The organism is Candidimonas sp. SYP-B2681 (genome assembly GCF_003971065.1).
Taxonomy (GTDB): Bacteria; Pseudomonadota; Gammaproteobacteria; order Burkholderiales; family Burkholderiaceae_B; genus Pollutimonas.
The window spans coordinates 156824-177801 of record NZ_RYDV01000001.1 but is presented as its reverse complement, the minus strand read 5'-3'; the positions used below and the strand labels follow the sequence as shown (position 1 = coordinate 177801).

Sequence of the window (20978 nt, the reverse complement as noted above, 5' to 3'; positions counted from 1 at the left end):
GAAACGAACGCTACGTTACATCCACCCCAGCCAACGCCAGTAGGTCGCGCCAAAGATCAGCATTAAGGCATAGCCGACCACAGTAACGATTGTTCCGACTTTGGCAAATTGCCGGGGATTGAACGTGTCGGTACCCAGGCAAACCATATTCTGTGGTGCGTTAATCGGCAAGATGAAACCATAGCTCATGACAAAGCCAAACAGCATCGTCATCCCCAAACGATTGAAGTCACCCGGTAACGCAGTAAGCACTGAAATCATGATGGGCAGCATGGCCGAAGTAAGCGCCGTAGCGCTGGCGAATCCCAGGTGTATCACGATGAGAAAGGCGGCCAAAATAGCAAAAACGGCCAGGGTACCGATTTGATCAAGTCCGGTACGGCTTACCACTTGATCACCGAGCCACTGTCCCGCCTGGGTGGTCAACAAGGCGGTACCCAAGCTGATGCCTACGCCGAACACAACGACGGTTCCCCAAGGAATGCGCGACTGCACATCTTTCCAGGTCATCACCCCGAACCTCGGCAACATCAGGCATACGAGGCCAGCGAATGTGGTCGAGGTTGTGTCGAAGCTATGCAATTTTCCGCCAGTGGCCCACAGCAGAAGAAGTGCCACTGACACCAACATAAGCCGCTTTTGCGGACCTGTCATGGGACCTTGATCGGCCAAGGATTGGGCGACAGCGCCTTTGCCACCTTCAAAGCTGCGGGTCTCCGGCGGCAGCATCTTCAGGACCACGAAGATCAGCACGGCAGACATCATCAACGCCCAAGGCGCACCGGCAATTAGCCAGTCAGACCAGGTCACTTTGGCGCCCAACATCTTTTCCATGAATCCGACAGTCAGTAGATTTTGCGCTGCAGCCGTCTGGATGCCTACGTTCCAAATGCTGGTGCCTTGGGCCACGATAATCATCAGGCCCGCTGCAAAATTCGAGCGTTTTTCTATACCGAACGCCGCAATAATGCCAACCATGATGGGCACCACCGCCGCGCTGCGGGCCGTCGCGCTGGGTACCAGAAAGCTCAGGATGATAACCACAGCGATCGCGCCGATAAATATGCGCTGCGTGCTGGTGCCGATCGTGCTTAACGTTTTCAAGGCGATACGCTGGTCAAGTCCGGTGTGCGTCATTGCTGCAGCAATGAAAAGGGCTCCAGCCACCAAAGCCAGCGCCGAATTCGAGAACCCCGCCAAAGCGAACGAAAGGCCAGCCGACGTACCATAAGTAACTGAAGGGTCGGCGACCGTCGGAGCCATACCGATCAGGAAAGCGATGAGGGTCACGATCATGAGCGCACTGACTTCATACGATACCGCTTCGGTGATCCAGATCACCACGGCAAATACCAAAATGGCCAGCATGCGATGCCCAGCGACGGGAAGGTCGGCCGGCGTAGGCAAAAGCAGAATGGCAATCAGCGCTACCACACCCCCAATCAAGGCAATGGGAAATGAGGCTTTCTTTACGGCCATGGTTTGCGCGGTCATGATTCATACTCCGTAGAGACGACGGGGCTGCCATGAAATGATACGCCCTCGCATGTATCACTGGGCGCATTGGTCGCTTGATCACCCCGTAAAGTTACCATTGCGTGGTAGCAATGCTGCGAAATGCTGAAGACCGGTTAGGTACGACGTTTGCTAAGAAATAGTGCAACTTTTCTTAGAGGTATACCACCATGACGACTCGTCAAAAGCCCACTGAAAACCCCCAGAAAGATGATCGTGCTCGCGAAGATCAACGCAGCCACGGTGACCAGCAAAACCGCAGCAAGAAAGAGGGCCACACCGATCAGATCGGCACCGGACAAGATCAAACCAGTCAACGCAATCGCGGCGGCGGGGCCCGCCGACCGGCTTAATGCCGTAAAACGTTAGCCCCAGGTCCATATTCGCCACACTTCGACGAAAAAAACTCTAAAACGTCTACGTAATAACCCTGCTCGACCAGCACCCATGCGGCCCTTCGCTGCAGAAGCTTTAGGCCTGAAGCTTCTGTGCAGGCCGCATGTATGCTGGCTTTCATCTTCCTTTCAGCCGTCGCGGCCCTTCGATAAAGGCTTGTTTTATCAAGGTTAACGATTGTTGACGCGTGTATTTGGATAGCCTATAAATGCGACGGCAGTTGAGAATTTGTACCAAGTTACAACCAACGACATATAGTAAATAAAGCCCAGGAGACAAAGAAATGAAAAGTAGTTCAAACGTAGTGGACACAGTAGTTCAAGGCAAGTCGTCACGCCGGCAGTTTTTAGGCGGGGCAGCTGCGGGAACCGCCGCCGTCGTTTCGATGGGATTCCCTTCTATCGTCAGTGCGCAAACCCCTATTAACTTTCGCTTCCAAAGCACCTGGCCCACCGTCGATATTTTCCACGAATTCGCGCTGGACTTCGCCAAAAAAATCAATGACATGACTGGGGGCGAACTGAAGATCGAAGTCTTGCCCGCCGGCGCCGTCGTACCCGCATTCGCGCTGCTTGATGCCGTATCCAAAGGAACGCTAGACGGCGGCCACGGCGTACTGGGTTACAACTACGGAAAACAAAACGCGCTCGCGCTGTTTTCGTCAGGCCCTGCTTTCGGCATGGACGCCAATCAAATCCTGGCATGGCACAAATACGGCGGCGGTAAAGAACTGCTGGCCAAGCTGTATCAGTCTATCGGCGGCAACGTTGAATCCTTCCTAAGCGGCCCAATGCCGACTCAACCTTTTGGCTGGTTCAAAAAACCCATCACCAAAGCTGAAGACATTAAAGGCCTGAAGTTCCGCACCAACGGCCTGGCGATTGACCTATTCACGGCCATGGGCGCTGCGGTTAACGCGCTGCCAGGCGGCGAAATCGTTCCTGCCCTTGATCGCGGCCTGCTCGACGGCGCTGAATTCAATAACGCCACATCCGACCGCTTGCTGGGCTTCCCCGACGTGTCGAAGGTCTGCATGCTGCAAAGCTTCCACCAGTCGTCGGAAACGTTCGAAATTATCTTCAACAAAGATAAATACGCCGCGCTGCCCGCCAAAATGAAGGCCATTATCGCTAACGCGGTGGAAGCCTCGTCGGCCGATATGTCTTGGAAGGCGGTCGACCGCTATTCCCAAGACTACATCAAGCTGCAAAAAGAAGACAACGTGAAGTTCTACAAAACACCCGACGCCATCTTGCAGCAGCAGCTTACGGTGTGGGACCAGATCGTGACCAAAAAAGGCGAGACCAATCCTATGTTCAAGGAAATCGAAGCGTCACAACGGGCATTTGCCTCGCGCGCGCTGGCATGGGACATGGACACCAACAATAATCGTCGCATGGCTTACAACCACTACTTTGGCCGCAAAGCAGCCGCTCCCGCTGCTAAAAAGAGCTAAGCCTTAGCCTTTGGCTGTGTCGCATCGAATACCACCCTGCTGTTCGGGGTGGTGTTTTTAATCGGTTGCCCAGAAGCGAACCGGCGTATATCGCCGCGTCGACTGCTTCTGCTGCTTTCCCCAGCAAGGTGAATCTGCCATGCAAAGTATTTTGCTATTAATTGACCGGGTCAATACCTGGATCGGCCAGCTGTTCGGCTGGTTCGTCCTGGTCCTGACCCTATTCGTGACATATGAAGTGTTTTCACGATACGCCCTGGGCGCGCCCCACGCATGGGCGTTCGACGCCATGAACATGATGTATGGCGCCCTGTTCATGATGGCCGGCGCCTACACCCTGTCCAAAAACGGACACGTGCGCGGCGACGTACTGTATGGTTTCTTTCCTCCGCGCCTGCAAGCCGGACTGGATCTGACGCTTTACATTCTTTTCTTCTTTCCTGGCGTCATCGCCTTGTGCTGGGCCGGCTATAACTATGCCGGCGAATCGTGGGCAATCGCCGAACACTCGACGATCACCGCCGACGGCCCGCCCATTTACCCCTTCAAGGCGATCATTCCCTTTGCGGGCATGACCCTGCTGTTCCAAGGCTTTGTAGAAGTCGTGTACTGCATTGAATGCCTGAAGCGCGGCCACTGGCCCAAGCGCGATAAAGACGTGGAAGAAGTCGACGTCGACAAACTCAAGGACATGGTTCACGTCACCGAAGACATCAATGACCTGAACCCGATCGTGGAACAACAGAAAGGAAGCCAACCATGAGGAAAGAAGTCTGGTTTGGCCTCTCTATATTGGCCGCCGTTATTATCGCCCTAGTAATTTTCATGCCGGCACCCGCCGACATCACCAATGGTCACCTGGGCTTATTGATGCTGGGTCTGATCGTGGTCACGATCATGTTGGGTTTTCCGACTGCATTCACCCTGATGGGCATGGGGGTGATATTTACCTACATCGCCTACCGCAACATGGGCCCGCAAGTCGCCATCGAGCAAACGCTCGACCTGATGGTCTTGCGCACCTATGCGGTCATGACCAACGACGTGCTTATCGCCGTACCCTTGTTTATTTTCATGGGTTACCTGGTCGAGCGCGCCAACCTGATCGAGAAGCTGTTTCGAAGCCTGCACTTGGCTATGGCACGCGTTCCCGGTTCGCTGGCTGTGGCCACCGTCATTACCTGCGCCGTGTTCGCCACCGCAACGGGTATTGTGGGCGCTGTCGTCACCTTGATGGGTCTGTTGGCCTTACCAGCCATGCTCAAGGCTGGCTACGACATCAAGCTGACGGCCGGTGCCATTACCGCTGGCGGTTGCCTGGGTATTCTTATTCCGCCCTCGGTGCTGCTGATTGTCTATGGCGCTGTCGCTGGTGTGTCGGTGGTGAAACTATATGCAGGCGCATTCTTCCCCGGCATCATGCTGGCGGGTTTATACGTCGTATATATCATGATCGTGGCCAAGGTAAGGCCAAAAATGGCGCCTCCCTTGTCGGAAGAAGACCGCAAGGTAAAACTGCCGGCATTTGCCGAAGCCATTAGCGGCACCATAAGCAATCGCACGGTTCCCGGCCTGCTCACTGCTATGAAAGGCAAGCGCAACGCCGATGTGCCCATGCGTACACTTTTCAATAACTTGGTCGTTGCCTTGCTGCCCGCTCTGGTTTTCGTGGCCGTCATGGGACTAAGCTACAAAATGGTCACCGCGCCTCTTCCGCAGCTCGCCAGCGGTCTAGAGGAAATGGGTTTTGCATCCGGCGCTGACACCTCGACCCATTTGGATAGTGGCGGCCTGCAAGAACCAGAGGTCGAAGGCGGACTGCCCGCGGTTGAAACGGTAGCGACGGCGGCCGAGGCACCTGCCATCGAACAGGCTGCAGCGGAAGAACCTGCCGCCGCAGAAGCCGAACGCCAGCCGGCGTCCATGACGTACTGGATTCTACTGGCCGTCGGCACGATCGCAATGCTGATCTTTTACGCGATCTTCACCTTTGCCCGCCTGGAAATCTTCAAGATGTTGCTGGGCTCGTTCTTCCCGCTGGCCGTCATGATCATGGCGGTGCTGGGTAGTATTGTGTTCGGGCTGGCAACGCCATCAGAAGCGGCGGCAATGGGGTCCTTCGGCGGGATACTGTTAGCCTTGGCTTACCGGCGCCTTAACCTGGCAATGATGAAGGAATCGGTGTATCTGGCGGCCAAGACCAGCGCCATGGTGTGCTGGCTGTTTGTGGGGTCCAGTATATTTTCGGCTGCCTTTGCGCTATTGGGCGGACAGGAGATTATTAACTCCTGGGTACTGGGCATGGATCTATCCCCCATGCAATTCCTGATACTGGCCCAGGTGGTGATCTTCTTGCTGGGTTGGCCGCTGGAATGGACTGAAATCATCGTGATTTTCATGCCCATATTCCTGCCGTTGTTGGCTCACTACCAGATCGACCCGCTGTTCTTCGGTCTGTTGGTAGCCATGAACTTGCAAACGGCCTTCCTGTCGCCGCCTGTTGCCATGTCGGCCTTTTATCTAAAGGGGGTAGCGCCGTCTCATGTAACGCTTAACCAAATCTTTGCAGGCATGTTGCCGTTCATGGGAATTCAGATACTGGGCATTGTCCTGCTGTATATATTCCCCGCAATTGGCATGTGGCTGCCGGAGACACTGTACAAATAATAATAAAGACCTGAAGTCCCTCAAGGCTGATTCCATAAATGGAATCAGCCTTTTTGTTGCTTGAATAACCTTAAAGCGAGTATGGGTATAATCGCCTTATTACAAAAACACTGCAATTGATTCAAGACAAGACCATTTAATCCTTGGCGAGCTGCCACATTCGCGCCCTTTCCCCTTCATTTTAAATTCACACTTCCGATGTTCGCCAAAATGGCGGCTTCGCTGGTAACACGGCTCATGCGTAAAAATTTACCTATCAATAACATCGAAACGAAAGTACGCCACGACCAGTATCTGATTTCCAAAACCGATACCAAAGGCCGCATCGTCTACGCCAATGCGGCCTTCGTCGAAATCAGCGGCTATACGCGAGAAGAGCTTATCGGCAAGCCCCATAACCTTGTGCGGCACCCTGACATGCCGGAAGAGGCGTTTCAAGATCTATGGGACACCCTGCACAGCGGTAAACCATGGCTCGGTCTCGTCAAAAATCGCCGTAAAGACGGCGGCTTTTACTGGGTGCTGGCCAACGTCATGCCCATCTACGAGCATGATCAAATCACCGGCTACGCATCGGTTCGCGTGAAGCCCAGCGTTGAACAGATAGAAGCGGCAGAAGACTTCTACGACGACATCCGAACCGGAAACACGCGAGGCTATGCCGTAAAGGAAGGCAAGCGCGTCCGTGCAGGATGGCGCCGGGCCATCGACGTGATTGGCCAGCCCTTTCACAATACCTTAGGCGCCGGCATGTTCCGCATGGCCGTGGCCACCACCGCGACAGTGGCCGCATCAGTATGGTTTGCCGTAAACGGCGGCTTTCCCCCCGGATACCAATGGTGGGGAGTCGGCGCGCTAAGCCTGATAACTGCCGCCAACCTCGCCTACGGCTGGCATATTGCTCAGCGCATCATCAAACCCCTAGACAGCGCCGCCAAGGTAGCGCGCCAGGTGGCTGCCGGCAATCTGCGCATCGACATCGACACCGACCAAGCCGGCGAAGTGGGCACCTTGTTCTTTTACCTGGACTTGATGCGCAAAAGCCTGATGGGCATCGCCAACGACGTGCACATCGGTGTCTACGCCACGGCACGCAGCGCCGAAATTCTGGACGCCAACAACACCAACTTGTCGGCCCGCACCGAAGACCAGGCCGCATCCCTGCAAGAGACCGCCGCCAGCATGGAAGAGCTTACCGTGACCGTGCGGCAGAATGCCGACAACGCCAGCCTGGCCCGGCAACTCGCCGACGCCAGCATGGAGACCGCCCAGCGCGGCGGCGCCGTCGTCAGCGACGTGGTGGCAACCATGCAAGGCATCCACGAGAGCTCGCGCAAAATTGGCGACATCGTCTCGTTGATCGAAGCGATCGCCTTCCAGACCAACATTCTGGCGCTTAACGCCGCGGTGGAATCAGCCCGCGCCGGCGAAGCCGGACGCGGCTTTGCCGTGGTGGCAGGCGAAGTACGCAGCCTGGCACAAAAAAGCGCCCAGGCGGCCAAAGAAATCAAAACGCTGATTGACGAGTCGGTAAGCCGCATGGAAGTCGGTTCCCAGCAAGCCGACCGCGCCGGCCAAACTATGCAAGATATTGTTGAGTCCGTACGCCGAGTCACCGATATCATGGGCGAAATATCCACCGCTTCGGTGGAGCAGTCTTGTGGCCTGGATCAGATCAATCAGGCCATATCGCAGATGGATGGCGTGACGCATCAGAATGCCACCTTGGTACATGATTTGGGTAATACGGTAAGTGGCCTGACCGTTGATGCCGAAACCTTGCGTTTGGCGATCGAGGTGTTGAATACCGGCACAGGAAACATCGAGTACAAAGGCAGGACGGCCGGGACGGCTGATCCATCGCTGGCGCTAGCTGCGAGCCGCCTCAGCTGATAAACCACTACGCGTCTGACCTTCGCATACGCTATTCATCGCAAGTCAAGCCCATCAGCCACCTCAAGGCTAATGCTGCAGAGGTTCTGGCTCAACTTGCTGAGCGGCGTGAGCCGCTGGTCATCACCCAAAACGGTGAGGCCAAGGCCGTTCTGCAGGACATTGCTTCGTTCGAAGAGACTCAAGAGACCTTAGCCTTACTGAAGATCCTTGCAATGGGGAACCAGGATGTGGCCGCTGGCAAGGTTAAGCCTGTCGCCGATGTCGTCGCCCGTCTCCGCGCCAAGCGCTCCGCCGTCTGATGGCAGGCGCACCGGCGAAGTTCGAAGTTTACTTACCGGCGGTGCAGCGCAACACCTGGAGTCCATCCACGACTACAGCTCGGACTACGATAACGTGGCCAACGCCAACTACGTGTTAGACGGTTAACGGAGCTTGTGGATAGCTTATCGAAGTATCCGGAGCGCGGAAGCTACCCGAAGGAACTTGTCAGCCTTGGCATCAAAGAATACCGCCAGACCTTCTTCAAGCCGTACCGCGTCATCTACCGAGTGACAGACACGCAAGTCATTATCGAGCTGATTGCTGACGGGCGTCGTGATATGCAGTCGCTACTGGCAAGACGGCTGCTGGGCGCATAGCGCATGAGTTGGTCCACCGGGGCCCGTTTCTATATTTTTAGTAAAAACGCCGGCAGTCAAATATCCGGCCGAAGGGCCGGATATTTCATTAGACGAAGATAATTAAAACTCTTCCCAGTCACCCGCTTTAGAGGACCTTGCGGATAGCGCTGGCGCTTTTGCTGCAAGGCGCATTCGCGCCGCTGCTGCCGTAGGCGGCGCCACGGGGACTGCGATCGCATTGCGATCATTTTCGTCGATCTTGAAGTAACTGACGATTTCAACCAGTTTGCCTGCCTGCTCGCTCAAGCTACTGGACGCTGTCGCAGACTCTTCCACCAACGCCGCATTTTGCTGCGTGACATCGCTAAGCTGCAACACCGCATCGTTGATTTGACCCAAGCCCGATGTTTGTTCAGTTGTCGCCGCGCTGATTTCACTGATCAGATCGGTAACCTGCTTGACCTGCGCCACAATACCCTGCATGGATTCGCCGGCCGTATCCACCAGCTTGCTGCCCACAACAACCTTGGCAACGCTATCATCAATGAGCAGCTTGATATCCTTAGCGGCAAGCGCGCTTTTCTGGGCCAGGCTACGCACTTCGGAAGCCACCACCGCAAAGCCACGACCCTGCTCGCCCGCGCGAGCCGCTTCTACCGCGGCATTCAGCGCCAAGATATTCGTTTGAAAGGCAATCGTGTCGATGACACCAATGATCTCGGCGATACGCTTGGACGAATCATTGATGCCTGCCATCGTCGTGACCACATCATTTACAACATCACCCCCTTTGGCCGCCGCCACACTGGCCGCCGCCGCACGCTGCGCCGCCTGCTGCGCCACATCGGCATTGCTTTGGACTGTGCTGGAAAGCTCCTCCATGGCTGCCGCCGTCTCTGTCAGATTGGCCGCCTGCTCTTCCGTGCGCTGCGAAAGATCCACGTTACCGGCGGCGATCTGACCCGCGCCCGTTGCGATGTTATCGCTGCTTGCCAGCACTGAAGCCACAAGCTTGCGCAAGCCCTCTTGCATGACGCTCATTGCTGAGATCACACTGCCCGGCGTCGCGCGGGAAACGTCGATGCGATTTGTTAGATTGCCCTTCGAAATGGAATCGGCAATCGCAGCCACTTCGGAGGGCTCCGCACCTAGCTGACGCGTAAGACTACGCGTAATAATTAAGCCCAACAGCATGGCTATGATTGCACCCAGCACAGTCAACACCACGAGCCATCGCACCGTACTGGCATAGACGCTGTCGATCTCATTAGAAAAACGCTCGGCATTCTGAACCTTGCGATCTACCAAAGTAACCAGCAATGCTTCTGCAGCATCGCCTAAGGGGCGGGCATCGACAAGCAACGCCTCTGTTGACTTCCCCGCTTCGCCTGGCGCTTCCGTTTTTAAGACCTCTACAACCTTGCCCATTTCGACTTCGTAGGCGAGTATGGCGCTACGCGCGCGCTTGACTACGGCCTTACCTTCCTCTTGATAGAAAAAAGGCTCCAGAACATCTAACTCTTTTTTGACCGCCCGGAAGCGATCCGCAAGTATTGTCAGCTCAATCTTGCGAGCGCCAAGCGTTTGCGCTATGAGCGCCGTTCGTGCGGCCCTGCCAGCCCCCATCAGAAGCGTATTCGCCGTCGCGGCGTGATGCAGACCCTGGAGTTCGACCTCGTACATCGTGTCGGCCATTTTGTTGACCTGGCCCGTTGCGCGCACACCAACAAAGCCGATAAGGGCCGCGATAAGCGCAACGATCAGGAAGGATCCCGTCAGTTTGGTTCTGACGGTAAGGCGAGCAAGCCAACTCATGAAAATTTTCTCCGGATTTGCTAAGACGATAACTTACGGTTGTAACTGGGGTTTTCCCTAGGATGGAGATTGTAAACTTGTGAGGGCCCTTGAAACGAGAGAATAAGCGACGGAGAAGGTGCCAATTTGAATGAGATGCCGTAGGGGCCGCGGCTGCCATTGGGTTGATTGCTGCTTTGGTCGGGTCGAGCCTAGCCATTGCGGTAGCCTGGGCGATGTCTAAGCTCTATACCTGTCAATGGCCATTACTTTTAACCCACTCGGAGGTGCGGACCTTTTCTTGGACGATTTATGTGGTTACCAGCCCCAAGCCCTGGCGATATTCTATAGGGCTGCGACGCCCCAAAGATAGCTTGATGCGCCTCTCGTTGTACCAGCGTATGTAGGCATCAATCCGCAACATAAAGTCGTCAAGGGCGACATCCTGCCAATTGCGAGGATAAATGAATTCGGTCTTCAGTCGGCCAAAGAATCCCTCACAGGCCGCATTGTCGGGTGAACAGTCCTTCCTCGACATTGACCGTGTCAACTTCGCTTCGTGTGTACGGCGGATCCATTCCGGCCATCGGTAGTGCGCCCCGCGGTCGGAATGAATAATGGGATGTTCGCCAAGTTGAAGAGTTTGGACAGCTTTATCTAGCATCGTGTTGACCATCTGAGCGTCAGGTCGAGTTCCAATGGTCCAGCTCTCCACCAGCCCGTCGAAGCAGTCGATGATCGGCGAAATGTAGACCTTGCCAGCCGGAATATGGACTTCAGTCAGATCGGTCAGCCATTTCGTATTGAGTGCCTCCGCACGGAAGTTTCGGTCTACTACATTCTCGACAGCAGGAGTCGGATCTCCGGCGTAGGCGGTGAAGCGTCTGCGACGTGGCGTTCTTACGATCAAACACTCTTCAGACATCAGTCGGCGTACCACTTTCTCTGAGATGCTCACACCATCGCGACGCAAGGCTCTGTCAATGCGTCGGCAAACGTAACAACCGTGGTTACCATGGAAGATTTCGCTGATCGCGCTACGCACCTCCTCATATTTATCGGGAAGAGTCTGGCGTAATCGGTTGTAGAAGTAGGTACTGCGAGCGAGGGACAACTCACCTAGAAGCTTCTCAAGCGGATGATGAGCTCTCAGGGCATCGACCAGCTGCGTCTTCTATCTGCTCGTCAGCTGGAGAGGGTCGATGCCCTGATCTTTTTTCTAACAGTTTGTTCGCTTTGTTCAGAATGCCATGCTCGAGACGAAGCTTTTGTACACGCTCCTCCAGCTCTTGCAATTCCTTTGAAAGCGTATCACGCTGTGCGTCAGGCAGCCGACTCTCCTTTTTCGGCATAGATATCGGTGGCGTTTCGCCAAGTAGTTCGGAGCTCCAGTTATACAGCGTTGTCCTACTTACACCAACCGATTCGGCGACCTCGAGGCCAGTGCCCTTGCGGATATTCAGGGCTATCACTGCTTCCTGTTTCTGAACACGCGGATAAACACGCGGCAGACGTCTTCCGACGATGGTTCTGCGCAAATCGGGGCGTAACTCATCGATCCAGTCTCTCAAAGTACCACAGCATGGATATCCAAGTTTTCGAATGGTATACGCCATACAGTGACCATGCTCCAGATAGTGACCCACTGCGCGACGCTTGTCTTCATAGTCATACTGCCAGTGCTCTCGCCGGTAGCCATGCTTTAGATTTTGCTGGCGTTCATATTCCCAGACCCATGCTTTCAGCGAATTTTTTGTCGGATATCCCAGCTTGCGTAAAGTGGCCCCTATTCGTCTGCCGAGCTTTAAGTAGAGTTGAACGGCACGGATACGATCGTCGTATGAATACATGAACTACTCCCAAAGTAGTCCAAGTTTTCGTCCGCACCTCCAGTGGGTCAGTTTTAAACCGGCGTTGACATTTAAGACAATCATAGACCCGAACACAAAATTTCCGACACTCTCACTAGTTGAGGCGATCGCACCTCTGCGGACCCTCACCTTTCCAAATCACGCACAGCAAATATAAATGAAATGTAAGCGAGGCAAACCCAGAGCGCCCTTGGATAGGGAATTACCCACCCCTTCTTGTGCTATTCCACGCTTTGCCCCGCCCCTTGTTCTGATAGTCTTTGCAAGATAAGCATATTCGACCTCGAACAGCCCCGAAACCAACAATAGCCCATGGTAATCCCCCCGCCCGAGCCCCCCATATACGTCACCCAGCCCTACCTTCCACCATTGGAGGAGTTCATTCCGTACCTGCAGCAGATCTGGGACAGCAAGACGCTGACCAACGGCGGGCCCATGCACCAGCAGTTGGAGCGGGCGCTGTGCGACTACCTGGGCGTCAAGCACATCTCGTTGTTTTGCAATGGCACCATTGCGCTGCTTACGGCGCTCCAGGCACTGGACATCCAAGGTGAAGTCATCACCACGCCCTATTCCTTCGTCGCCACCTCGCACGCATTACTCTGGAATCAGCTGACTCCGGTCTTTGTCGATATCAACCCGGGCACCTTCAACCTGGATCCATCACTGATCGAAGCGTCGATCACTGACCGCACCACCGCCATCCTGCCGGTACACTGCTACGGCATCCCATGCGATACAACGGCTATCCAAGCCATAGCCGACAAGCATGGATTAAAGGTTATCTACGACGCCGCCCACGCCTTTGGCGTCGAAGACGAAGAAGGCGGTATCCTGCGACATGGCAATTTGAGCGTACTGAGCTTTCACGCTACCAAGGTTTTTAATACCTTTGAAGGCGGCGCCATCGTCAGCCCAGATGCGGCCACCAAGCAGCATATCGATCACCTGAAGAATTTCGGTTTTACCGGGGAAACCAGCGTCATCACTGCCGGTATCAATGGCAAAATGAGCGAAGTGAACGCGGCATTCGGACTGCTGCAACTCAAGCACGTGGACCGTGCCATCGAGGCTCGCAGGCAGCGCTTCGAGCGCTACAGTGAGGGGCTCGCCGGCATCCCCGGCATTCGCCTAAGTACCGACCACGAGATGGCCAAAGCCAACTATGCCTATTTCCCGATTGTCATCGAGCCGCTGTATCCCCTGTGCCGGGACACCTTATATGAACAGCTGCGTAAAAATGGCATCCATGCCCGTCGCTATTTCTATCCCCTGATCAGCGAGTTTCCGATGTATCGGGATACGGCACATACGCCTGCTGAACAATGGCCGTATGCCACACATCTGTCGCGGCATGTGCTGTGCCTGCCGATGTACGCAACCCTGACAGAGGACGCTCAGGATCGCATCGTGTCCCTGATCTGCGACGCAACAGCAACTCCGTTTGACCAAGCAGCCTTACTCAGCCAAAGCTCCATAATAGAGCCGTACGTATCGGCCTCAGTGGCTACTGCAATCGCTACCACCTCAGGCTGATGGGTATCCAACAATGCCGAGACAGAGCCCTATCCGGCGCCACCGGTGTGTTACTCATCAAACACATCCCAATCACCCAAACGGCCGCTTTGTACCGCCTAGCAATCCCGGTTAATTCTCATCAAGGTACGCGTCCAAGTATTTTTTTAGATGGGCAGCTATTTCAATGAGCAGTTCTCTTTCTCCATAAGCATCCGATCTGGCGGCAATTACCCACAATTTATATGAATATCGTAACGGCCCGGCCCATCTTTCAATTACCCACAACTCCTTGCGCTCGCTCTTTCCAAGCTAAGTCCCCGTTATTTATTCGATAATCTCGTCAGACCGCGCCAAATCACGGTGTTGCCCGGTGGCGGATCATTAGCTCATGCCAAATAGCCGCCCAATTTTGCGATCTGGGGTAAATACTGGGACAGGAGAGATAAGCCGTCGTCCACAATTTTCTTCTTGATCATGCGTTGTAACAGCCCGATTTCGCCCGGTGTCAGGGCTGCGCGTGCAGGGCAATTCTTGCACGCTCGGTTCAGCATCGTCATCCAGGATATACGCCAACTGACGACGCAGAAAATCGCAATGATATTGGTCAGGCGCTGAGCCGTCCTGAGCTTAAAGTCCTCTGCCTTGCAGCCGGATTTAAGGATTTTGTGAAAGAGTTCGATCTTCCACCTCATCCCGTACCAGTCAAGTTTCCAATGGCCTCTTTACGTGTGCGAGTGGGTAGATCGGTGATCAACTTCCATTCCAGTTTTTTCGATGCGCTGGCGGAATCACTTTAGTCGCATGCACACCGTGAGCATCAGCGGCGGATATTTTTTTTCTTCCCTACAGGACGCAGAACCGTTAACCGTCGATATTTGATTTCAACTTTGGCATGACTGGCTTTGTCATTTTCCGCTTTAGCGAACGCAACGAGGCTATGACAAAAAGTTGCAATGCCTACCAATGCATGCTGAGTGGGAACGGGACATCATTGCGCGGATAATTTCCCTGACCCGAGATGAAGATCACGATTTATAAAAACTGCATCGACCACTCGGCAAAAGCCCTGATCATCCACACTTGCAGACAGGCAAGTATAAAGAACAAAATTCTGCATTTGCAGGAAAGTAACAAGCTCCTCGCATGTATAGGAATCATTGAAACGCTCTATAACCGATAATTCAATTACCAAATACTTTATATATTGTAAGCTTTCGACGGACCCCTTCAAAATCTCCAGCTCAAAGCCTTCCGTATCAATTTTTAATAAAACGGCGCCAGAAGACCTTTCTATTTCATGGAATAGAGAATCCAACCGTTTGATTTCTATTTCCAAGTTCTCAATATCTTCACCCCCGGTATTACGCAATGCACTACTTTCCAACAATGATGTAAGGATTGGGGCATCTCTCCTATAGTTTATAATGGCGGTTCCATCCGAACTAGAAAGCCCTACCGGGAAATATTGGGAGCTAGGAAATTTATTCTGCAAACGCTCTATCTCCGTCTTAAAATACGGGATCGGTTCAATTAAAACAACATGACTCGGTTCCAGATTCCGATATAAGTCCGGCGTACCGTAAGCCACACCTACATCAATCAGAGTACCCACATCTTTGAGTAGCTTCAGGTTTCGCCACTTTTGGAAGCCCGGCAAACCACTTCTCTCACGGGAATGAGAAAAATCATTGCCCGCATACCAAGTCCATTTAGCAACTCCGTTCGCCTTCGAATCCAGTGCGGCAGTACGCAGTGGGTGCAGTCCGGACACATACGTTTCATCAAGAAGGCTGGCGCACCAACTCAATGTTTTTTCAGCTGGTATTGCAACGAGCTCGACACAACCATCACAACATGCCGCCACTTGTTCAGTAAACTGTTGCAAGGCAGCATCATCAGCAGCCAACACGACATAGCGGAAGTCTCTCCGCATTGAGCTTCCAAAGGTGATGGCAAGATTCGGGTCGTAGCTCTGTTCAGGCTTGAGTGCTCGCCAGCCAGCGACCTCAAACGATCCGTATAACGCGGCCATGATATCTTGCGGAATTCTGTCAGTATCATGCTCTACCAGAAGCAGACGCGCATCGTCAGATCGAAGCTCGCACCACTCAAGCAACAAAGCGTTTATTTCATTAGGCTCAAAATCAGAATGAAGAAACCATCCAAGCCCCCATTCTAGCCCTTCCCAAGGAGCCGGCAACGTTATTACAGGGACAGTCTTCAATCCCAAGGCGAGGGCGGCAGCGAGACGATGCGCGCCATTCAGTATTTTGCCATTGCAATCTACCGGAATTGCAAAATGTCTTAAAAACCCATATTCTTTTATCGACTCAATCAACACCACGAATGCCTGCTCGTAGTCCCCAACACTGGCTTTCCCGAAAGCATGTGGCTCACAACCGTTAGTTCTTCGTAGGATGTGCTGGCGATACATTTCAACAGCATCAGTCTCTGCTAAAGAAGAACAGCCCAAATAATTGCGTGCAAACAATACCTTCACTGGAATGTCCAGTCTACTAGCACTACATAAAGCCTGGGGCGAAACGTGACGGACGTCGTCAGGATGCGATAAACAATACGACTCGAGTTGCACCATGTCATTCCCCAACTTTTCAGCCGCTAAGTAACACCGCAGTGCCTCAGTAGGAGCAGAAGTCCGCAACATACGACCTAGCTCGATATACGGAGCGGCATGCTGCGGCTCGAGGCGGATGGCCTGTCGTAGTCGCTGCTCCGCCTTAGCATTTTGACCAGCACGCAACAAAGCCATAGCCGCATTAATATGGCCACGTGCAGCGTAACCAAGCATACTGCTTTCCGTTTTCTCCAAAACGACGCTCATGCACCTGGTCCTTTCGAAAAGACATAAAATCCGCGCTCTATGATTCCGTCGTCTTTCAATGTGCCCTGTAAATCAACAGCAAGTCCTGTATCAGTAAAAAAGCGAGAATTCGAAAAAAAATCTTTATCATTTGTATCTAGACGATTGCTTTCGAGGATCAATTTCCCCCCGGGATTCAGTAAACCGGACAAAAACTCGGAATATTTATTCGGCAACATCCCTATCCACACATGAACCGCAAAAGAAAAAATCACATCAAACTTTTCACCAGCACGATTTTCAAAAAAATCTACAAATTCGGTGCATTCGAATTTACAGTTTTTACACCCTCGTGCCTCTGCCAGCATTCGCGCTATATCGATCAAAGTCGGATTATTATCAAACCCATAATACTCTTTTATCCGCGGTGACAACTCAAGACCAAATAGGCCGATATTACACCCGATATCAAGTACTTTCGCCTGTTCTGGCAACCATTCGGCGAGCCGATAATGCCGCAAACGTTCCAGCGTAGGGCGTTGTCCAAGAATACCCCAACCCTCATGCCCTTGGTAAAGCTGGCCACGCCCGAACTGCTGTGGTTCAAGAGCAATTTTCTCTTGCACCTCATTCAGACAGTTATTCCACGCTCGCTGATTTAACATAAACCCATCCAATAAACTTAAAAATTCCAATCAAAAATCAGCTCAGAAAATAATTGATATCATCTATTTTTTTCGTTAATACCGAACCGCCTCCACGGAGAAACGATTCATACGGTAGTGTACGCTCCCAGGTCAGCACCTTAGAATAGTCCCACCACTGGTCGAATGTTTCCCGCGCCAGGTGCTGACAAAGAGAAGGTAGTCCAGAGACACGCGGCGGTGGTGCATTCGGGGTCAACACACTGTGCCAGAACTTCGGAGAAAGAAACTCTTGAAAATGAAATTGATGACAGATCGGTCGGCCGTACGTCTCGTGAACTTTTAAGGCCACAAAGGGTTGGAATAATATATGAGATTTCTTGCCAAAATACTCGGCTTCTTGAAGCATTCCTGAGGAAATGCCTATAAACTGGACATCATCATCGGAGCTTAATAATTGATATGCGTTCAGATAACATGTATCAACTTCACTCCCGAGAATAACTTCCAATTTCTGCTTCTCATCTTTTGCAAATTCGCCAACAAAAGGATGCCCCTTATATATTATGCGACGTCCACATGCTAGGCTTTGGATCTGTGTCGAAAAATCGCCGCAGCGTAGCGATCTTACCGACGGTGCCAAAAGCGATGCATCATATGGAGCTTGACCAAGGTAAACCAAGGTATTATCGAGGTCCTGAAACTCAAATTTTCTCTCATCAATCAGTCGCCGTGTGTGAAGTCGTACATTCGCCGCAAGAAGTGAAGCCTCAAGCCGCAGCTCTTCTTCTGGAACAGATGTTCTGAGCAATCTCCGGTTTAAATTTTCGTTTGAACTTCTAAGCGTAAGATAGAGATCACGGGAGAAACGCAAGGGCGATACTTGGATATCGAGGAAGTGAACTCCTCTATCTATGCATGCGTTTACAAGCCAAGGAGGCATTTCAAACGAAATTATCAGGCAGTCACTTGGTAAGTGGTCAAAAAAATACTGCTCCGCATCAGCAGCAATGTGGTAATAAGAGGATCCCCATTGCTCCTGTTTATGTTCGCTATCCGGGTCAACATCGGCGAGCATCCTGAAGACCGTCAGGTCAAATTCTGGCAGCAATGAATGAGTTAACTTGCCACCGGGAGGATATCCAATACCAATACCACAACCCTGAAGAATAGGCTCCCGAATGAGGTCAAAAATGGCCTCGGGGAATGTCCTGACTCCACGTAAGAGATCAGGGACAAGAAGAATTTTATTAACGACCATACATAGCCTTCAAATGCTGCACCAGCTCATTCCCAATATCATATAAGCCTATTTTGTAAAGATAATCTTTGCTGGATTCCCTATCACGGTGGCCCCTTCCGGAACATCCTTAAATACGACAGCCCCCATGCCAACTACAGCATTTTTCCCAATTGTGACACCCTTTACAACCATGGCTCCGGAATGGAGTGTCGCTCCTTCGCAAATATGTACGTAGCCAGCTACCAAGACTCTGGGAGCCAAATGTACATAGTCCTCAATTACACAATCATGGCCAATCATAACGTCCTGATCTAGAAAACAATAATCCCCAATCCTGGAGTCGACACCGGTATGGACGTTTATACCAAAGAACGATGTGCCATAAGTCGCACGATCCCCTAAAACGAACTGCGTTGTAATACTAACGAATCGGACGTTATTCTCAAGCAGTAATCCTACTTGATGTCTGCGCGACCGAGTATCCCCGACTGCGGCGACGACGAGATGATGCTCGGCAGGCTCAAATGTCTCTGGGTAACCCAACCACGGATAGTTCAGATTATCGGCTACAGCATCGGGTCCACGCTCGTCTAGAAAGCCGGCAATCTCCCAGGCTGTTCCTCTAGAGGGGTCTGCCGACATTTGCGCCAATACTTGCCGCCCCAATCCCCCAGCGCCGAGAATGATAATCTGCGTATTCATATTCAGTCGATGGTGGTTCCACCATCGATTACCAAAGAAGAACCAGTGACCCAGCGGCTGGCACCTGACAAGAAATAAACAGCAGCATTGGCAACGTCACTCGGCTTTCCAAAACCCAAAGGATATTTGCCTAATTCAGAATCCATAGAACCTATAACTGTAGACGCAGCTTCCAGCATCGGTGTTTCAACCAGTCCAGGTAACAAACAGTTGACACGGATTCGGTGTTTGGCGACCTCCAGAGCCAAGCAACGCGCCATGGCTACCAATGCCGCCTTGGTTCCTGCGTATCCACCGACTCCCGGAACTCCGATATTTGCCGCTATAGAAGCGATAAAAAGAATCGATCCTTCCTTGGCAATTAAGTTTTTTTTCAGTAAAGCTTGAGTCAACAGAATGGGCGCGTTTATATTTATATCCTGTAACTCGCCTAAGTGACGTTCATCTATCATTCGTACGGGCCGGAGCTTGGATATACCTGCGCCATGCAACACTCCATTCAAAGCGCTGCCGACGGCGGCCACTATACGCGCACGCTGCTCAGCATCAGTAAGGTTTGCGATGACTGACTTATGGTCAGCAGGGGATATATTCTGAAGTTCCTTATGAACATCGCTCAGCCGCCTCTCATCTCGCCCGGTAATAACGACCTCCGCCCCCATCTTGGCGCACACCAATGCCGTATGCTTTCCCAGGCCGGAACTGGCTCCGGTCACTAAAATTCGTTTGCCGACCAAGCTAAAAGGATTTACAAACTGTTTTTCGTTCGACATTTTCTCTTCCCCTCCCGATATTAAATTTCAATCAAGTTAGGAAGAACTGCATTCTCTATATCCAACAGACAAGTACCCCATGACAGCCCGATACCAAAACCTGACAACAGAAGCCTTGCGGGCGCCTTTCCAAGCGCCTCATTAAGACATACAGTCATAGTTAGCGGTATTGAGGCACTACTTGTGTTGCCAAACTCCCGAAGCGTCGTGGGCACCTTTTCCGCCGGCAATCCTAATTTTTTTCGGATGGTTTCATTGATCATCCGGTTTGCCTGATGGAATATAAAATGGTCAACCTGCCCTTTGCTCATCTTTGCAAAATCAAGCAGGAACTCAACCGCCGACGGTACCCGGCGCGTCGAAAAACTCAACACAGCGGGACCATCAAGTTGAAGGGCTAGCGGGCGTTTCCAGTCGCTCGCCGCATTTTCTCGATAAGGGATTAGATGTTGAATAGCCACGGGTTCCCTTTGTCCGCCCACGGGCGCAATAATCGCCTTATAACCACTGCCGTCGCTATTTAGATCAAAATACATCGGTGATGCATCGGGGCAATATTCAAGCGCCGTTGCTGTACCGGCATCAGAGAAAATCGGATCATTAAGTGAGGCTCCGGCGTCACCAACCAGGAGCAAGCCCTTCTTAATAATACCTGCCTGAATCAACGCACCCATAATGTTAATTGCGAAGGGATACGCAGAGCATCCTAAGTTCACATCAAATGCAATGGTCGAGGTCGACAGGCCTAACTTATCCTGAAGGATGATTGCCGTCGCAGGCATTGGGTAGTCGGGGGATTGAGTCACGACGATTAGGGCATCAATCTCGTTCTTTCCCCATTTTAATTCTTCCAGTAGTTTTTCCGCTGCCTCCTGAGCAAGATCAGAAAAACACTGCCAATCAGCCTTTAGCCGCCGTTTCTCTATACCAATGTTACGCACTAACCGTTCACGTTCTGAACGCTGTTTCGGAGCGCAATCAAAAAGATTCGACACGACTAGCTGAGGCACACAACTGGCCATCCCAGCAAAACGGACGTTATGGAGGACCGAGGTAGCCATA

The 20978-nt window shown here is 52.4% G+C and carries 17 protein-coding genes and 2 pseudogenes; 9 read left to right on the top strand and 10 right to left on the bottom strand.

Annotated features, from left to right (window positions below; all coding sequences use genetic code 11):
• Positions 1-15 precede the first annotated feature (15 nt).
• The gene (locus EKL30_RS00875) at positions 16-1494 is read right to left on the bottom strand and encodes a DASS family sodium-coupled anion symporter (RefSeq protein ID WP_126705318.1); all 1479 of its coding nucleotides are present in this window, start codon (positions 1492-1494) and stop codon (positions 16-18) included.
• 191 nt (positions 1495-1685) lie between these two features.
• On the opposite strand from EKL30_RS00875, the gene EKL30_RS00870 reads away from it, so the two are divergent.
• From EKL30_RS00870 to EKL30_RS19035, 8 genes are all read left to right on the top strand, one after another.
• Positions 1686-1868 carry a hypothetical protein gene (locus tag EKL30_RS00870; protein WP_126705317.1) on the top strand — a complete coding sequence of 61 codons (183 nt, stop codon included), beginning with the start codon at positions 1686-1688 and terminating at the stop codon, positions 1866-1868.
• A 326-nt stretch (positions 1869-2194) separates the two neighbouring features.
• Entirely contained in the window at positions 2195-3367 is a 1173-nt protein-coding gene (locus tag EKL30_RS00865) for a TRAP transporter substrate-binding protein (RefSeq protein ID WP_126705316.1), read from the top strand.
• Between the two features lie 139 nt (positions 3368-3506).
• Positions 3507-4130 (top strand): TRAP transporter small permease subunit, encoded by a 624-nt coding sequence (locus EKL30_RS00860; protein WP_126705315.1) that lies wholly within the window; start codon positions 3507-3509, stop codon positions 4128-4130.
• Positions 4127-6034 (top strand): TRAP transporter large permease subunit, encoded by a 1908-nt coding sequence (locus tag EKL30_RS00855; protein ID WP_126705314.1) that lies wholly within the window; start codon positions 4127-4129, stop codon positions 6032-6034. Before EKL30_RS00860 ends, EKL30_RS00855 begins: the two co-directional genes overlap by 4 nt.
• Positions 6035-6271: 237 nt before the next feature.
• On the top strand, positions 6272-7927 hold the full coding sequence (locus tag EKL30_RS00850) for a methyl-accepting chemotaxis protein (protein ID WP_126705313.1): 1656 nt from the start codon (positions 6272-6274) through the stop codon (positions 7925-7927).
• A gap of 26 nt (positions 7928-7953) precedes the next feature.
• On the top strand, positions 7954-8229 hold the full coding sequence (locus tag EKL30_RS00845; RefSeq protein WP_126705966.1) for a type II toxin-antitoxin system Phd/YefM family antitoxin: 276 nt from the start codon (positions 7954-7956) through the stop codon (positions 8227-8229).
• A complete protein-coding gene (locus EKL30_RS19040; protein WP_233582643.1) occupies positions 8189-8356 on the top strand; it encodes a hypothetical protein in 168 nt (55 codons plus the stop codon). Before EKL30_RS00845 ends, EKL30_RS19040 begins: the two co-directional genes overlap by 41 nt.
• 8 nt (positions 8357-8364) lie before the next feature.
• Entirely contained in the window at positions 8365-8568 is a 204-nt protein-coding gene (locus tag EKL30_RS19035; protein ID WP_233582642.1) for a type II toxin-antitoxin system RelE/ParE family toxin, read from the top strand.
• A 102-nt stretch (positions 8569-8670) separates the two neighbouring features.
• Here the strand turns inward: EKL30_RS19035 and EKL30_RS00835 are convergent, their stop codons facing one another.
• Together EKL30_RS00835 and EKL30_RS00830 are read right to left on the bottom strand one after the other, a co-directional pair.
• Positions 8671-10365 carry a methyl-accepting chemotaxis protein gene (locus EKL30_RS00835; RefSeq protein ID WP_126705312.1) on the bottom strand — a complete coding sequence of 565 codons (1695 nt, stop codon included), beginning with the start codon at positions 10363-10365 and terminating at the stop codon, positions 8671-8673.
• A gap of 289 nt (positions 10366-10654) precedes the next feature.
• Positions 10655-12194 (bottom strand): annotated as a pseudogene (locus tag EKL30_RS00830) (IS3 family transposase).
• 333 nt (positions 12195-12527) lie between these two features.
• Between EKL30_RS00830 and EKL30_RS00825 the strand changes: the two are divergent.
• A pseudogene (locus tag EKL30_RS00825) lies at positions 12528-13652 on the top strand (DegT/DnrJ/EryC1/StrS family aminotransferase); the annotation flags it as partial.
• Positions 13653-14119: 467 nt separating this feature from the next.
• On the opposite strand, the gene EKL30_RS00820 reads toward EKL30_RS00825, so the two are convergent.
• The 7 genes from EKL30_RS00820 to EKL30_RS00790 all read right to left on the bottom strand — a co-directional run bounded on the left by EKL30_RS00820 (position 14120) and on the right by EKL30_RS00790 (position 20977).
• On the bottom strand, positions 14120-14425 hold the full coding sequence (locus EKL30_RS00820; protein ID WP_126705310.1) for a hypothetical protein: 306 nt from the start codon (positions 14423-14425) through the stop codon (positions 14120-14122).
• Positions 14426-14721: 296 nt separating this feature from the next.
• Entirely contained in the window at positions 14722-16575 is a 1854-nt protein-coding gene (locus tag EKL30_RS00815; protein WP_126705309.1) for an FkbM family methyltransferase, read from the bottom strand.
• Complete coding sequence (locus tag EKL30_RS00810; protein WP_126705308.1) at positions 16572-17219, bottom strand: class I SAM-dependent methyltransferase; 648 nt, start codon at positions 17217-17219, stop codon at positions 16572-16574. The genes EKL30_RS00815 and EKL30_RS00810 overlap by 4 nt, the downstream gene beginning before the upstream one ends.
• Positions 17220-17256: 37 nt before the next feature.
• Positions 17257-18459, bottom strand: a complete 1203-nt coding sequence (locus EKL30_RS00805) for a hypothetical protein (RefSeq protein ID WP_126705307.1) — start codon at positions 18457-18459, stop codon at positions 17257-17259.
• A gap of 48 nt (positions 18460-18507) precedes the next feature.
• Positions 18508-19143 (bottom strand): NeuD/PglB/VioB family sugar acetyltransferase, encoded by a 636-nt coding sequence (locus EKL30_RS00800; RefSeq protein ID WP_126705306.1) that lies wholly within the window; start codon positions 19141-19143, stop codon positions 18508-18510.
• A gap of 2 nt (positions 19144-19145) precedes the next feature.
• Positions 19146-19916 (bottom strand): SDR family NAD(P)-dependent oxidoreductase, encoded by a 771-nt coding sequence (locus EKL30_RS00795; protein ID WP_126705305.1) that lies wholly within the window; start codon positions 19914-19916, stop codon positions 19146-19148.
• Positions 19917-19936: 20 nt separating this feature from the next.
• Positions 19937-20977, bottom strand: a complete 1041-nt coding sequence (locus EKL30_RS00790; RefSeq protein ID WP_126705304.1) for a ketoacyl-ACP synthase III — start codon at positions 20975-20977, stop codon at positions 19937-19939.
• Position 20978 lies beyond the last annotated feature (1 nt).